This is a genomic window from Streptomyces sp. NPDC043870 (genome assembly GCF_056435785.1).
On sequence record NZ_JBWKDT010000009.1, the window covers coordinates 1 to 13,903 of the forward strand.

The window sequence follows — 13,903 nt, forward strand, 5'->3', positions numbered from 1 at the left end:
GCCGCCCGTGCACTGCGGCCGCCCCCCCCCCCCCCCGCCCCACCCCCCCCCCCCCCCCCCCCCCCCACCCCCCCCCCCCCCCCCCCCCCTCCCCCCCCCCCCCCCCCCCCCCCCCCCCCCCCCCCCCCCCCCCCCCCCCCCCCCCCCCCCCCCCCCCCCCCGGGGCTCAGGCGCGGGTGCGCAGCACCGTGCCGCGGCGCTCGAACTCCAGGACCGTCTCGGTGCGGCCGGCCGCCTCGGCACCGAACTCGCGCTCGAGAAGCCACAGCGCACCGTCGATACCGGAGCTGATGCCGCCCGCGCACACCAGATCGCCGTCGTCCACCACGCGCGCGTCGCGCACATCGGCGCCCAGGTCCTTCAGATACTGCTTGGCACCGTGATGGGTCGTGCAGGGCCGGTCGTTGACGAGCCCGGCGGCGTGCAGGACGACCACTCCGGTGCAGATGCCGACGAGGGTGAGTCCGGGCCGTACCGCGCGCTTCAGCTCGCGGGTCAGCACGTCCTTCCTGATCTCGGGCCAGATGCCGGGCCCGTCCTTGCGTGTGAAACCGCCGCCCGGCACCATGATCACATCCGCCGCCCCGGGGTCCCATGCGCCCGGAGCGGCGATGTCCGTGCCGAACGTGCCCGTGATCCGGCCGGGTTCTCCACCGGTCACCAGGGTGGTGGTGAGGGGCAGGCCCATTCTCTGTGCGAGGCACAGGACCTCCAGCGGGCCGATGAAGTCCAGCTCCTCGGCCCCGTCGAACACGACGATGTGCACGCGCAGCGGCCGGTTGCGGCGGCGGCCCGGCGTGGCCCCGTACGCCCCCGAGGTCCCCGCGCCCAGCACGGCCGCGACACCGGACCCGGCCGCCGCCGACCTGAGCATCCCTCTGCGATTCATCATCCGCCTCCACAACTGTCGAGTGCCTCCGGAACGACGTGCCGACCAGGACGTCGGACCGGAGGGGGCGGAGGTTCCCGAGGTCCGTTGTCAGTGGCATGGGGCAGGGTGGACGGTGTGCCGCTGTATCCATCCGAGAGGAGAGGCCGACCGATGAGTGTCGCCACGATGATGACGTCGCGCGAACGAGCCGCAGCGCAGGCGTATGTGCGTCTGCTGGGCGCGGTCCGCGCCGCACTCACCGAACCCCCCGGTGCGGCCCCGCCACCCCTCGTGCTCACCGCCCCCATGGCGGAGGCGGACCGGGCCCTCGCGGACGCGGGCTTCGCGGGAAACGAGGCGGAGTTGTTCGGTCTGGTGAGGGACCTTCACACCGCGGGTGTCACGCGTCGTGCCGCAGGGGCGTGAGTTGTTCGATGTCGTAGCGGGCCCGGAGCTCGATGATCGCCGCATGATCCAGCGGACCGCCCGAGTTGAGGATCTCCTGGAGTTCCTCGAAGTACCGCTCGTGGTCCGGTGGCGGGGCTGCCTGGAAGAACATCTTCGCCGGCTCGTCCGTGCGGTTGGCGAACGCGTGCGGACAGCCCGGCGGTACGACGATGACCGTGCCCGGGCCGGCAGCGACGGCGCGCCGGCCCGTGAGGGACTCCCAGTGGCGCCAGTCGTCACGCGTGCGCACCCGGGGCTCGAAGGCGAGTACCTCCAGCTCGCCTTCGAGCACGTAGAAGAGCTCTTCGCTGCGCGTGTGCACATGGGCACCGACGTCGAACCCGGGTGGTACCACCACCTCGAAGCTGGACGCCGCGCGTGAATGCTCGCCGGTGACCTTGAACGTCACCTCATGGGCCGCCGAGTGCAGCTTCCGTCCCTCGCCGCTCGGCACGAGCAGCCCCTCGGGCGGCCGGGCGAGGGCGACGGGCGGCGCGCTGATGTGGGCGGTCACCACGTCACCGGCAATCCCTCGGGCCCCCGTATGAGCGCGCCCGGGCGCCACCGGAGATCATCGAGCGGGACGGCGGGACGAAGCTCGGGGAATCGGTCCAGCAGGGCGGAGACGAGCAGTTCGGTCTCCAGCCGGGCGAGCAAGCCGCCCACGCAGTAGTGCGGTCCGTATCCGAACGCCACATGCGGGTTCGGGCTTCGGTCGAGCACGATCTCCTCCGGGTCGGGGAAGACGTCCGGGTCGCGGTTGGCCGCCAGGTACGAGACATAGACGGCCTCACCCGCCTTGACGTCGTGCCCGGCGACGGTCACGTCCTCCGTCGCGATCCGGGTCAGCCCGACGCCGTTGCGGTGCGGGATGTAGCGCAGCAGCTCGTCGATGGCCGAGGGCCGCAGCGCGGGCTCGGCACGCAGCCGGGCCTGATACTCCGGACGGGTGAGGAGGATGTAGACCATGTTGCCGGTGTTGTTGGTGACCGCCTCGCCGCCGAGCTGGATGAGCAGTGCGAGGCCGACCGCCTCCGACTCGGTGATCTCGCGCTCCGCCACGGCCGTCCCGAGCACCCCGATCACATCGTCGCCGCCCGTGCCCCGGCGCCTGCGCAGCAGTTCGGCGAAGTACGCGCACATCCCCCTCTTCGCCCGCTCGCTGCGCTCCACGCCCTGGGACGAGGAGAGAATGAGCACGGTCCACTCGTGCATCTTCGGGCGGTCCGGTGCGGGCACGCCCATCAGCTCGCAGACGACGGCCAGCGGGAACGGGGCGAGGATCCGCTCCGTGAGGTCGGCGGGCGGGCCGTCGCGCAGGACACCGTCGACCAGTTCGTCGAGCAGCTTCTGCGCCTGCCCGCGCAGCCGTTCCACGCCCCGCGTCGTGAACGCGGCCGCGACGGCCCGGCGCAGCCGGGTGTGATCGGGCGGATCCTCGAAGCCGACCGCTCCGTCGACCGGGATGAAGTGCGGGGCGAGCCGGGTGACATCGTTGCCGACGACCGCCTTGCGGCTGAAGCGCGGATCGTTCGCCACCATCCGCACCTCGTCGTATCCGGACACCAGCCAGGCCCAGCCCGTGCCGTTGGGGAGCTTGATACGGGTCACCGGACCGTCCTGCATCAGCTCGGCGAGCACGGGATCGAACTCCACACCGGACAGGTCCTGGACCGGCCAGAAACGCACCGGCGGGCGCGGGTCGGCCGTGGCCGTGGCCTTGACTGTGGCCGCACCGGCGGTCGTGCTGGTCGCGCTGGTCGAGGTGGTGATCATGGTCATGCTCCGCATGGTGGTTCAGCTCCTCCCCGCGCGCGCGGGGACGGTGAGGAGCCCGTCGGGGACGGTCCAGCTGCCCAGCGACATCTCCGCGGTGATGCCGGGCCCGAAGCCGGCGAGGATGCCGCGCGCCGCGTGCTCCGTGGAGCCCTCCTCGAAGAGCCGGTGCAGTGCGTCCAGGACGACGGCGCTCGCGATGTTGCCGTACTCGGTGAGCGTGGCCCGGCTGAACCGGAAGGCCTCGGGCTCCACTCCGAGGAACATGCTCAGGTCGTCCAGGATCCGCGGCCCGCCCGCGTGGATGATGTAGAAGTCCAGCGAGGTGGCGTCCCAGCCGTGGTCCGCAGCCAGCTCCTTGAGGGCCGGAGCGAGTGGTTCCATCGTGCCGGGCACCCGCTTGTCCAGCTTGAAGTGGAAGCCTGTGGCGCGGATGTCGTACGCGATCCAGTCCTCGGTGTGCGGGACCAGATACGAGCCGTTGCGCTCCAGTTCGACGCCGTGGCCGCCCCTGCCGCGTACCACCGCCGCTGCCAGTCCGTCGCCGAACAGACCGTTGGAGAGCAGGTTGCCGACGTTCACATCGGCCGGCTGGTAGCACAGCGAGCAGAACTCGCACGCCACGATGAGGGCGTTCGCCTCGGGATAGGCGGTGCAGAAGTCGTGCGCCCGGTTGATCGCGGCACCGCCGGCCGCGCATCCGAGCTGGGCGATCGGCACCTGCCGGACGTCGGTGCGGAATTCCATCGTATTGATCAGCCATGCCGTCAGTGACGGCATCATGAAGCCCGTGCAGGACACGAAAATGATCGCGTCGATATCTGTCGTGGCGAGTTCTGCGTCTGCCAGTGCCTGTCGGATGACGGCAGGCACACGCGCCTTGGCTTCCGCCTCGTAGACGGCGTTGCGCTCTTCGAACCCGGGGTGCTGCAGCGTTTCCTCGATCGGTCGCAGCAGATGCCGCTTCTCCACCCCCGTGTTCCGGATCAGGCGCAGCGCCAGCTCCAGTTGCGGGTGATCCGCGTGAACGGACCGCGCCAGATCAAGGGTCTGCTCCATGGTGATCACGTGCTCGGGCACGGACACCGCGGGTTTGCACAGAGTGGCCATGACATGCCGCCCTTCCTCTCGCGTTCCTCCAAAATGATCAGGGACGACACGCCGTCGCGCGCGCCGGGCAACCCCTTCCCAGTTGCACCGAACGGGTGATGCGCGGGCGTGTTCGAGCCGATGTCCGTGCAATCGGGAAGGGATGTGTTCCTGGCGGGGGCCGTACGAGCGCAGTGCACGTGATCCGCACGCCAGCGCGATCACAAACCGGGAGATGAAGTCGATGAGGCCAGAACTCAAGACGGAGGCCGCGCCCGGAAGGGGACCCGGCACCGGCTCCCTGGCCGGTGCCGATACCGGCGCCGGTACCGGTGCAGACACCGGCCCAGGTACCGGCGCCCGGGGCTGCCCCGTGACCGGTGCCGGCCCGGGGGAGGAGCGGACGGTCCACCACTGGGCCCTGGAGGACTTCCCGGCCCTGGACTTCGACCCGTTCCTGACCACGCTTCTGCGCGACGAGCCGGTGGCGCGTATCCGGCTCCCGTTCGGCGAGGGCAGTGCCTGGCTGGTGACACGGTACGAGGACGTCAGACTCGCCTCTTCGGACCCCCGGCTCAGCCGGAAGGCCCTGGCGGAACGGTCGGTGACGAGCGGCTCCCCGCACGCCATCGCGGCGAAGCACGCGGCCCTCAACTACGCGGACCCGCCGCACCTCAACACGATGCGCCGCGTGGTGGCGCGGGCTTTCACCGGCGCGAGCATGCAGCGTTTGCGGCCCATGGCCCAGCGGACCGCGGACGCCCTGCTGGACACCATGGAACGGCGGGGGTCCCCCGCGGATCTGATGGAGCATCTGCACGGGCCGTTCCCGCTCTCCGTCGTCTGCGACCTGCTGGGGGTGCCGCAGGACGAGCGGTCGGACATGACCTTCTGGGCGAACGTGATCATGACCCCGGCCCCGGCGCCCAGCCGGAGCAAGGCGGCGAAGAACACGGTCCGTGACGTCGTCGTCGGACTCCTCGGCAAACGACGTGCCGAGCCGCGCGACGACCTGGCCGGCGTGCTCGTGGCCGCCGTCGAGACCGGTGAGATCAACGACGACGAGGCGGTCTCGCTGGCAACGGCGATCCTGGTGAGCGGCGCGCACGCGGTGCGCAACAACAGCGCAAACATGGTCTACGCGCTTCTCACCCGTCCGGAGCACATGGCGCGGCTGCGCACCGAGCGCGGACTGCTGCCACAGGCCGTCGACGAGCTGCTGCGGTACATCCCGCACCGCAACGGTGTGGGGCTGCCGCGGATCGCGACCGAGGACCTGGAGATCGGCGGCGTCCGCATCAGAGCGGGCGAGCCCGTCTACTCCTCGTACCTCGCCGCGAACCGCGACCCGGCGGTCTTCCGCGACCCGCACACGCTCGACTTCGACCGTGGGCCCGTCGCCCATCTCTCGTTCGGGTTCGGACCGCACCACTGCGTCGGCTCGATGCTGGCCCGGATGGAGTCCGAAATCATGCTCGCGACACTGCTGGACCGGTACCCCCGGCTCGAGCTCGCGGTGCCGCCCGAGCGGCTGGAATGGCAGGAGGGCGGGTTGATCCGAGGCCCCAAGACCCTCCCGGTCCGTTGGTGAGGCTCTGATGGATATACGGATCATGCACGGTTCGCCCGACCACGTGGAGCTGGCGGCGCTGATGGCGGTGCTGACGGCCCTCGCCTCCCGCAGTGAGACCGCCGCCGCGCGCGGGGCCCGACGCCGCAGGGCGCACTGGGACCGGGCGTGGGGAGGCGGGTTCCAGCCGAGCGGCTCGTGGCGGGCGCGGGACAGAACGGCCATGGCGTTCGACCCCGGGTCCCGCTACTAGGGCCTGATCGGCCGGACAGGCACTAAGACCTGATCGGCCGGACAGGGCCGGAGTGTTCCCCGCTCCCGCCACGGACGTCAGACGAGCAGACGCAGCGACGTGCCGGACACGCCCACCCGGACGGTCTGGCCCCAGGTCAGATCCAGTGCGTCGGACTCCATTCCGTCGCCGAACGCGACCAGCCGGTCGGACTCGACGGTGAGCCGGAGCCGCTGCGTACCGGAGAGGACCCCCTCCACCAGCGAGGTGCCGGTGGCGGGGGAGGGCCAGGCCTCCCGTACGAACCAGATCAGCCGGGGATCGGCCGGGGCGGGCAGTGGCTGCCGGCCGCCGCGCTCCTGCCACAGCGAGCGCAGCCAGCCGGTCGCCCCGGTCCCGGTGCCGACCAGGACGCCCGAGGACGCCTGGGCTTCGGCGCCGTCCGGGTCGTCGTCGGGGCCGGGGCCCCGACCGGTCGGTGGTGCCGGACCGGCCGGCCCGTCGATGCCCAGCCGGTAGCGGGACGTCTGGTGGCCGGGCCGGCCGAGGTAGATCTCGTTGAGCGCGAGCAGCCGCTGGGTGTCGTCGGCGACGGCCTCCACCATGGTGAGTTCGTCGGCCGCGGCGCCGCGGCCGACCGCGGCCCGCAGCAGCCGGGCCGCGTCCGTCGCCCGGTGCCGTACGAGGACACCGAGGCCCCGGCCGGGGTCGGTGTCGATCCCCACGACCGGCTGGCCCGAGAGGTACTTCGCGGTGTTGGCGACGAGCCCGTCCTGGCCCACCACGACCACCACGTCCTCGGGCGCGAAGAGAAAACGGTCGAGGTCGCCGCGCTCCGCCCGGGCCTGCCGCCACTGCACCGGCACCGCCGCTGCGACGTCCGCGAGCACCCGCCGCGCGCGGTGGTGCCGCTCCGCCACCTCCCGGATGCTCCGGCCGCGTGAGGACAGGAAGAACTCGGCCTGGCCATGGGTGCCGTGCCGGGCGAGCAGCTCCTCGTACTCGGTGGTGCGGTGCACGAGCACCGCACGCGGGGCGAGACTCATCCCAGCCTCGCGAGGAGCCCGGTGAGGACATCGGGCGAGAGGGTGACGCTGTCCACGCGCGGCAGGTTCTCGGCGAGCCGGGTCACGGCCAGTGCGTGCAGGGTCGCCGGGTCCACCTCGGCGTGCACACGCAGCCAGGCCGCCTGTGCTTCGGCCCGCGCCTTTCCGACCTCGCGTGCCGCCGTCGCCTCGGCCTCGGCCAGCCGTACCTGGCGGGCGGCTTCCGCCTGCGCGCGTACGGCGTCGGCCGCGGCGCTCTCCTCGGCCTCGCGCCGGGCGTTGGTGCCCTTCTGCTCGACCAACTGCTCTTCCCTGCGGGCCAGTTCGATCCTGCTGGCGAGCTCGTTCTCGGCGATGGCGCGCTCGCGTTCGACGGCGACGGCCCGCCGTTCGTAGGTCGCGCGGTCGGCCTCCTGCTGGATCTGCTCGCGCGCGGGGGTGCGCAGGGCCCGCTCGACCTCGGGCTCGGGCCGCAGGGCGATCACGCGTACGGCCACCACCTCGATCCCCGTGGCGGCCAGTCGCGGCTCCTCGCCCAGCCCGCCGGAGATCCGCTCCCGTACCGCGGCGACGCCGTCGACCAGGGCCGCCGACAGCGGCGTACGGGCCAGGACGTCGAGCGCGTGCTGCTGGGCGGTCTCGGTGAGCAGGGTGGAGATCTGCTCCAGCGGGACGCCGCGCCAGACGCCGGTGTCGGGATCGACGGAGAAGTCCAGCCGGGCGGCGGCGGTGGCCGGTTCACTGATCCGGTACGTCACGGTCGCCTGCACCGAGACGTCCTGGAAGTCGGCCGTCCGGGCGTGGAACGTCATGGCCAGCTCCCGGTCGTCGACCGGCACTTCGGAGAGCGCGGCGGACAGGGCGCGGAACCAGAAGCTGAGGCCGGGTCCGTCATGGGCGAGCCGGCCGCGCCGGTGGTGGCGGACATGGGCGGTGGGAGCGGAGCGGAGATGGCGCCATCCGAAGCGCCTGGTGATGTCGGCCATGAGGCAACCCCCTGTTTTCGTCACTGCGACGATATTGGATGGGGCCGCTTATCGTCAATACGACGAAATGAGGAGTCGCCGCGCTTGCGCCGCACGGCGGTCCGCATCAGGCTGACGGCATGGTCACCATCACCGTGCGCAGGGTCTACGACGAGCCGGAACCGGACGACGGTACGCGCGTCCTCGTCGACCGGCTCTGGCCCAGAGGAGTCTCCAAGGAGCGGGCGGCCGTCGACGAGTGGCTCAAGGAGGTCGCTCCGTCCAACGAGTTGCGGAACTGGTACCACAAGGACTCATCGCGCTACGAGGAGTTCGACGCCCGCTACCGGCAGGAGCTGGAACAGGGGCCGGCGGCGGAGGCCCTGGACCACCTGCTCGGCCTCGCCCGCGGCGGGCCGGTCACCCTCGTCACCTCGGTGAAGAGCATCGAGGGCAGTCATGTCCCGACCCTCGTCGCCCTCCTGGAACAGGCCGGTCAGCCGTCGGCGAATCCGTAGACACGGTCGGCGGTCCCGGCGAACACCAGGGCCCGCTCCTCCTCGCTCAGCTCCTGCGTCAGCGTGCGCGCCGTGGCCGGCACCCCGGCGTACGAGGAGGCGAGCCGGCACACCGGCCAGTCGACTCCGGTGAGCCCGGCCGAGAGCCTCCACAGGCGCGCGGCGTGCTCCGGGTCCGTCGCGTAGGCACGTACACCGCTGGTGAGCTCGCCCGTACCCCCGGTGGTCGTCTCCGCGATGTCGCAGTCCTCGCAGTAGACGCCGCCCATGCCGGCCAGCTGCGGGGAGGTGGCCGCCCAGACCTGTGTCGCCGCACCCTGCTCGGGTGTCTTGAACGAGGGGCTCAGCGGCTTGCCGTCCTCGTCGATCCAGCCGGCGGCGACCATCTCCTCCGTGGCGAGGTGACGCACGAGCTCGGTCATGATCTCGCCGGGGTGGACGGCGAACGCCCGGACTCCGGCGTCCTTGCCGAGCGCATCGAGGTGTACGGCGAACAGCACATTGGCCGTCTTCGCCTGGCCGTACGCCTGCCACTTGTCGTAGCCGTGCTCGAACTGCAGGTCGTCCCAGCGGATGTCCGAGAGCTGATGGCCCCGTGAGGACACCGAGACGACGCGCCCGCCGCCGCGCGCGATCGCCGGCCAGAGCCGGTTGACGAGCGCGTAGTGGCCGAGGTGGTTGGTAGCGAACTGCCCTTCCCAGCCCGGTCCGACGCGCGTCTCGGGGCTGGCCATGACACCGGCATTGTTGATCATCATGTCGACGCTGCGGCCCGAGGCGAGGAAGCGCTCGGCGAAATCGCGGACGCTGTGCGGATCGGTGAGGTCCAGTTCGTCGATCTCCACACCGTCGATGCCCGCGACCGCCTCCTCGGCGGCCGGGCGCCGTCGTGCGGGTACGACGACACGGGCGCCGGCGCCGGCCAGCGCCCGTGTCGTCTCCAGCCCGAGACCCGAATAGCCGCCCGTGACGATCGCGAGCTGTCCGGTGAGGTCGATCCCGTGCAGAACGTCCTGTGTGGTGCTCCGGGCACCGAAGCCCGAGCCGATCCTGTGCTGTGCAGTGGTCATGCTTCGACGCTACGCATTGGAGGGCACTCCAGGGCAAACGACGCGTCCGTCAGTGCGCCTCGTCGAGCCGGGCGCGCTGGTCCGCCGTCAGGTCCAGGTCCACCGCGGCCAGGCTCTCGTCCAGCTGGGCCACCGACGACGCGCCGACCAGCGGGATCACCGGAATCTCGCCGCCGATCAGCCAGGACAGGACGACCTGGTTCGGCGTCGCGCCGGTCTCCTTGGACACGGCCCGCAGGGCTTCGAGGCGGGCGGGAGTGCCCGCGTGGTCGAGACCCGGGTCGAGGGGCTTGTCGTCACGGACGTAAGTGCCGCCGAGCAGCGGGGAGTAGGCGACCAGCGCGAGCGAGGGCTCCGCGCGGACATAGCTCAGCAGGTCTCCCGCGACGACGCCCAGCTCCCCGTCCGGCGAGCGCAGCGTCGGCAGGTCGGTACGGCGGCGCAGATAGGTGTGGTGGTACTGGAGGACTTCGTAGCCGGGCAGCCCCGCCGACGCGGCCAGGGACCGCGCCCGCTCCACCCGCCACGCCCAGTGGTTGCTCACGCCGAGCAGCCCCACCGTGCCCTCGGCGACCAGCTCCGCGAACGCCTCCACCGTCTCGCGCACCGGTACGTCCCGGTCCTCCACGTGCGCGTACAGCAGGTCCAGCCGGTCCACGCCGAGCCGCTCGCGGCTGCGTTCGGCGGACTCACGGACGGCCGCGGCCGACAGTCCCTCGATGTCGCGGGTGAAGGTGCTGGTGGGCGAGTTGGGCCGGGCCCCGAGCTTGGTGGCGATCGTGATCCCGTCGGCGCTCCCGCGGCTGCGGATCCACCGGCCGAGGAGTTCCTCGCTCTCACCGCCCTGAGTGCCGTTGACCCAGAACGCGTAGTTGTTCGACGTGTCGATGAACGTGCCGCCGGCCTCGGCGTACCGGTCGAGAATCGCGAACGACGTGGCCTCGTCGGTCACCGTGCCGAACCGCATGGCGCCGAGGCTGAGCACGCTCACCTCCCGCCGGGTCTCCGGGTCCTGGCCGATCGTGCGGTAGCGCATGCGGATTCCCCTCGTGAGCGCGTGTCAGCGCGTGTCATCGACGACACGGAGCATGGATCTTCGAGTGCGCTCCAAGTCAAGTCCCTCCGGTGTGTGCACACGTCAAGTCGGGCCGCCCGAGAGGGTGTTCACGAAGAACGGCCGGGGCCCCCTCCTCCTGGGGCCCCGGCCGCTGCCGGCCCGCGAAGCGCTGCGCTCCGCGGGGCGGGTCTACGGGGTGATCAGCCGGCCGATCCCGATGCCCGCGGGCGCGCCCAGGAGCGTCGTGTCGTAGTAGACGCCCGACGACGGCACGACACCGGACGTGCCGCTGTTGTCGAGCTGGAGGATCACGCCGTTGTTCGCGTCCTCGCCGTCCGCGCCGAGCGCCAGATCCGCCCGGGAGTAGCCGGACAGATCGGTCAGCGACACCGCGGAACCGAGCCGGTCGTTGGGCTCGGCCGTACCGGGGATGCCGGTGGTGTCCTGGTGGTAGACGACCGCTCCGGTGGCTGTCATGCCGGTGGCGGAGCCGCGGATCAGAAGCACCTGGCCGGTGTTGGACTGGTTGACGCCGCCCAGGGTGAGGTCCTCGCCGGGCAGGCCGGTGAGGACGTCGCCGTACCCGTCGAGGTTGACGTCACCGATGGAGACCGAGGCACCCATGGAGTCACCGGACTCGTCCGTGTCGGGGATGCCGGTGGTGTTCTGCTGGAAGGTCTGCCGTCCGGTCGTGGTCAGTCCGGTGGCGGAGCCGAGCACCGTGGCGACCGCGCCGCCGGCGGCGGTGTGACCGGACTCGGCGGCGGTCGGCTGGCCGATGACCAGGTCGTCGTATCCGTCGCCGTTGATGTCGCCGGCGGCGAGTGAGCGGCCGCCGCGCGGGTAGAGGACGCCGACCCGCTGCAGACCGGTGGCCGAGCCCTTGAGCGCGACCAGTCGGCCGACGCCCGCGGAGTCACGGTAGGTGATCGCCGCGTCGGCGTAGCCGTCGTTGTTGAAATCGCCGCTCGTGGCGGAGGCGAAGGACACCACCGAGGTGTTCGCGGTGTCGCTCAGCCAGCCGGCCTTCGTCGCGTAGGTGGAGTTCTTGGACTCGAACACCCACCAGCGGCCCGGCTTGCCGGGGGCGACCGACAGGACGTCCGCGGTGCCGTCGGCGTTGAAGTCGCCGGTGGTGACGGCGGTGCCGAGCTTGTCACCGGTCACCCGGTAGGCGGGCGAGGTCATGTAGCTGACGCCGGAGTTCAGCCCCGGGCCGTTCAGAACGGTCACCGAGCCGGTGTCGGTGTGGCCGGACTCGTCGTCCTCGCCCGGCGTGCCGACGACCAGGTCGGCGTGGCCGTCACCGTTGAAGTCGCCCCAGGCGGAGGTGGTGCCGAACTGGTCGCCGTCCTCCGATGCACCGGGCACGCCCGTGCTGTTCTGGTCGATGGACTGCCGCACCGTCGTGCTCGGCCCGTCGGTGGTGCCCGGCAGGACCGTCACCCGGCCCGCGCCGTTCGCCGTCTTCGGCAGACCGGCGACCAGGTCGGTGATGCCGTCCCGGTTGTAGTCGGCCGTCGGGATCGCGGAGCCGCGGCCGGCGCCGGCGGCGAAGTTCCGGATCGAGGAGAGCTTGGCGTACAGGTTCTTGCCGGGGCAGGCGGTGGCGAACGCGTCACGGTGTCCGGAGATGACGCTCATCGTGGCCTGCTGGCCCGTCGTGTACTTGCCCGTGTCGCCCTGCGCGGTCAGGGTGACGGTGCCCTTCGGGTTGCCGCCGTACTGGCCGAGCTTCCACGCCGCGACCCGGGCCGCCGACTGCAGGGCGGCCTTCGACGGCTGGCCGGCGGGCTTGCCGGTCGCCGGGTCGCCCTCGAAGTCGCCGAGGAAGGCGATGGCGGTGGAGTAGCTGTTGAAGCCGTAGGTGTGCGCGCCCTTGACGGGCAGGTCGATGCCGCCGCCGCGGCCCTCGAAGATCCGGCCGCACTTGTCGACCAGGAAGTTGTAGCCGAGGTCGTTCCAGCCCTCGCTCTGGATGTGGTACGTCATGATGCCGCGGACCAGGGCCGCCGACTCGGCGCAGCTGTAGTTGTTGCTGCCGACGGTGTGGTGGATGAAGACCGCCTGGATCTTCTCGATGTACTCGGCCGGGTCGTCGACGAGCGACTCGTCGGCGCCCCACGCGGCGCGGCTGATGACCGGGGGCTGCCTGACCGTCGACGGCAGCGCGGCCGGCTTGGTCGGGGTGGGGGTCGGCGTGCCGGTGTCGGACGGGGTCCCGGTGGGCGTGGCCGTCTCGGTGCCGGTCGGCGCGACGGTGTCCGTCGGGGCGGCGGTCTCACTCGGCGTGTCGCTCGGGGCGGCGCTGTCCGTGGGGACCACGGTGTCCGTCGCCGCAGGGGAGGGGGTCTCCTCCACGGCGAACGCCGCGTTGTCCATGGCGGGCGTGGGCGAGCTCAGGCCCGCGGCCGGCGCGGCGGGGTTCTTGGCCTCGGCCTTGCTGACACCGGGGTCCACCATGTGCAGCTTCAGGCCCTTGGGCAGTGCCTTCCTGGCCTCCACGCGCACCTGTACGGCGGTCGAAGGGCCGACCCACAGGGGCTCGGAGGCACCCCGTCCGTTGCCTTCCGTGCCGTCCGGCCGGTGCGCGTCGAATTCCACGGCCTGCCAGCCGGACCACTTGCCCGTCGCAGCACTGCGCGTACGGACCCGCGCCGTGCCCGTGACCTCGGCCGTGTCCCCGTCCCAGCCGATACCGACCAGCGAGAACGGCTCGGCTTCGGTGGCGGGCAACTCCCGCTCGGTGGCTCCGCCGCCGGCGAGCGCGAGAGTACGGAGCTTCGCCGCCCGCTCGTGCAGCGGGGGCCTGCTCGGCGGATCGGACGGATTGGCCGTCGCCACGGTGACCACGCCCGCCCCGCCGAGGACCACGGCCCCGATGGTCAGCCATGCCCGGCGTTTCATGCTCAACGGTCGGTACGCGTGCGACGTACGCGGGCTCAAATGCCCCACCCCTCAGAAGAGTCCACTGGAGACGCACCCGTCACGGGAGCGCTTGTACTGTGCAGCGATCCCGGAGGGCGAAACATCACGGCCCAGCGGTGCTGTGTGACCGGGTTCACATGGGGAGGGGTGAAGGGCTGTACGGGCGCCCGTGGCACCGGCTCACCGACGGGCAGCGGTACGTGAGGCGCTCGACGTCATGGACGACCGGGGCCGCGCCGTGGGCGGTCGGCGCACCGCACGCGGCAGCCGGGGGGGGGCCCCGTGTGCGCTTAGGAGGGGGGGGGGTTGTCGGGGGTCAAGGGCCTTTTTTTCG

General features: G+C 71.8%; 13 protein-coding genes. 4 read left to right on the forward strand and 9 right to left on the reverse strand.

Going from position 1 to position 13,903, the window contains the following annotated elements; genetic code table 11:
- Window positions 1-166: 166 nt before the first annotated feature.
- Complete coding sequence (locus tag AC0699_RS14020) at window positions 167-892, reverse strand: DJ-1/PfpI family protein (RefSeq protein WP_478659582.1); 726 nt, start codon at window positions 890-892, stop codon at window positions 167-169.
- Window positions 893-1,042: 150 nt separating this feature from the next.
- Here AC0699_RS14020 and AC0699_RS14025 point away from each other — a divergent pair, with 150 nt between their 5' ends.
- Window positions 1,043-1,297 carry a hypothetical protein gene (locus tag AC0699_RS14025; RefSeq protein ID WP_478659584.1) on the forward strand — a complete coding sequence of 85 codons (255 nt, stop codon included), beginning with the start codon at window positions 1,043-1,045 and terminating at the stop codon, window positions 1,295-1,297.
- On the opposite strand, the gene AC0699_RS14030 is transcribed toward AC0699_RS14025, so the two are convergent.
- Genes AC0699_RS14030 through AC0699_RS14040 form a run of 3 tightly spaced genes read right to left on the reverse strand, consistent with a single transcriptional unit; the run spans window position 1,272 to window position 4,204 of the window.
- On the reverse strand, window positions 1,272-1,832 hold the full coding sequence (locus tag AC0699_RS14030) for a cupin domain-containing protein (protein WP_478659946.1): 561 nt from the start codon (window positions 1,830-1,832) through the stop codon (window positions 1,272-1,274). The genes AC0699_RS14025 and AC0699_RS14030 overlap by 26 nt on opposite strands.
- Entirely contained in the window at window positions 1,829-3,094 is a 1,266-nt protein-coding gene (locus AC0699_RS14035; RefSeq protein ID WP_478659949.1) for a cytochrome P450, read from the reverse strand. The genes AC0699_RS14030 and AC0699_RS14035 overlap by 4 nt, the downstream gene beginning before the upstream one ends.
- 21 nt (window positions 3,095-3,115) lie before the next feature.
- Complete coding sequence (locus tag AC0699_RS14040; RefSeq protein ID WP_478659586.1) at window positions 3,116-4,204, reverse strand: type III polyketide synthase; 1,089 nt, start codon at window positions 4,202-4,204, stop codon at window positions 3,116-3,118.
- A gap of 223 nt (window positions 4,205-4,427) precedes the next feature.
- On the opposite strand from AC0699_RS14040, the gene AC0699_RS14045 reads away from it, so the two are divergent.
- Window positions 4,428-5,774: a cytochrome P450 gene (locus AC0699_RS14045; protein WP_478659588.1), complete on the forward strand. Its 1,347-nt coding sequence runs from the start codon at window positions 4,428-4,430 to the stop codon at window positions 5,772-5,774.
- 7 nt (window positions 5,775-5,781) lie between these two features.
- On the forward strand, window positions 5,782-6,006 hold the full coding sequence (locus tag AC0699_RS14050; protein WP_478659590.1) for an acyl-CoA carboxylase subunit epsilon: 225 nt from the start codon (window positions 5,782-5,784) through the stop codon (window positions 6,004-6,006).
- Window positions 6,007-6,083: 77 nt separating this feature from the next.
- Here the strand turns inward: AC0699_RS14050 and AC0699_RS14055 are convergent, their stop codons facing one another.
- Both AC0699_RS14055 and AC0699_RS14060 read right to left on the reverse strand, forming a co-directional pair.
- Window positions 6,084-7,031 (reverse strand): hypothetical protein, encoded by a 948-nt coding sequence (locus tag AC0699_RS14055; RefSeq protein WP_478659592.1) that lies wholly within the window; start codon window positions 7,029-7,031, stop codon window positions 6,084-6,086.
- Window positions 7,028-8,017 (reverse strand): SPFH domain-containing protein, encoded by a 990-nt coding sequence (locus tag AC0699_RS14060; protein WP_478659594.1) that lies wholly within the window; start codon window positions 8,015-8,017, stop codon window positions 7,028-7,030. Before AC0699_RS14060 ends, AC0699_RS14055 begins: the two co-directional genes overlap by 4 nt.
- A 119-nt stretch (window positions 8,018-8,136) precedes the next feature.
- Between AC0699_RS14060 and AC0699_RS14065 the strand changes: the two genes are divergently transcribed.
- Window positions 8,137-8,514 (forward strand): DUF488 domain-containing protein, encoded by a 378-nt coding sequence (locus AC0699_RS14065; protein ID WP_478659596.1) that lies wholly within the window; start codon window positions 8,137-8,139, stop codon window positions 8,512-8,514.
- On the opposite strand, the gene AC0699_RS14070 is transcribed toward AC0699_RS14065, so the two are convergent.
- The 3 genes from AC0699_RS14070 to AC0699_RS14080 all read right to left on the reverse strand — a co-directional run bounded on the left by AC0699_RS14070 (window position 8,493) and on the right by AC0699_RS14080 (window position 13,548).
- Window positions 8,493-9,584: an SDR family NAD(P)-dependent oxidoreductase gene (locus AC0699_RS14070; RefSeq protein WP_478659598.1), complete on the reverse strand. Its 1,092-nt coding sequence runs from the start codon at window positions 9,582-9,584 to the stop codon at window positions 8,493-8,495. The genes AC0699_RS14065 and AC0699_RS14070 overlap by 22 nt on opposite strands.
- Window positions 9,585-9,633: 49 nt before the next feature.
- Window positions 9,634-10,620 carry an aldo/keto reductase gene (locus AC0699_RS14075; protein ID WP_478659599.1) on the reverse strand — a complete coding sequence of 329 codons (987 nt, stop codon included), beginning with the start codon at window positions 10,618-10,620 and terminating at the stop codon, window positions 9,634-9,636.
- Between the two features lie 210 nt (window positions 10,621-10,830).
- Window positions 10,831-13,548 (reverse strand): FG-GAP-like repeat-containing protein, encoded by a 2,718-nt coding sequence (locus AC0699_RS14080; RefSeq protein ID WP_478659601.1) that lies wholly within the window; start codon window positions 13,546-13,548, stop codon window positions 10,831-10,833.
- Window positions 13,549-13,903: the final 355 nt, after the last annotated feature.

Bases quoted from the DNA above. Each gene is read 5' to 3' on its own strand.
- AC0699_RS14020 (WP_478659582.1), bottom strand. From the start codon at position 892: ATGATGAATCGCAGAGGGATGCTCAGGTCGGCGGCGGCCGGGTCCGGT.
- AC0699_RS14025 (WP_478659584.1), top strand. From the start codon at position 1,043: ATGAGTGTCGCCACGATGATGACGTCGCGCGAACGAGCCGCAGCGCAG.
- AC0699_RS14035 (WP_478659949.1), bottom strand. From the start codon at position 3,094: ATGATCACCACCTCGACCAGCGCGACCAGCACGACCGCCGGTGCGGCC.
- AC0699_RS14040 (WP_478659586.1), bottom strand. From the start codon at position 4,204: ATGGCCACTCTGTGCAAACCCGCGGTGTCCGTGCCCGAGCACGTGATC.
- AC0699_RS14045 (WP_478659588.1), top strand. From the start codon at position 4,428: ATGAGGCCAGAACTCAAGACGGAGGCCGCGCCCGGAAGGGGACCCGGC.
- AC0699_RS14050 (WP_478659590.1), top strand. From the start codon at position 5,782: ATGGATATACGGATCATGCACGGTTCGCCCGACCACGTGGAGCTGGCG.
- AC0699_RS14055 (WP_478659592.1), bottom strand. From the start codon at position 7,031: ATGAGTCTCGCCCCGCGTGCGGTGCTCGTGCACCGCACCACCGAGTAC.
- AC0699_RS14060 (WP_478659594.1), bottom strand. From the start codon at position 8,017: ATGGCCGACATCACCAGGCGCTTCGGATGGCGCCATCTCCGCTCCGCT.
- AC0699_RS14065 (WP_478659596.1), top strand. From the start codon at position 8,137: ATGGTCACCATCACCGTGCGCAGGGTCTACGACGAGCCGGAACCGGAC.
- AC0699_RS14070 (WP_478659598.1), bottom strand. From the start codon at position 9,584: ATGACCACTGCACAGCACAGGATCGGCTCGGGCTTCGGTGCCCGGAGC.
- AC0699_RS14075 (WP_478659599.1), bottom strand. From the start codon at position 10,620: ATGCGCTACCGCACGATCGGCCAGGACCCGGAGACCCGGCGGGAGGTG.
- AC0699_RS14080 (WP_478659601.1), bottom strand. From the start codon at position 13,548: ATGAAACGCCGGGCATGGCTGACCATCGGGGCCGTGGTCCTCGGCGGG.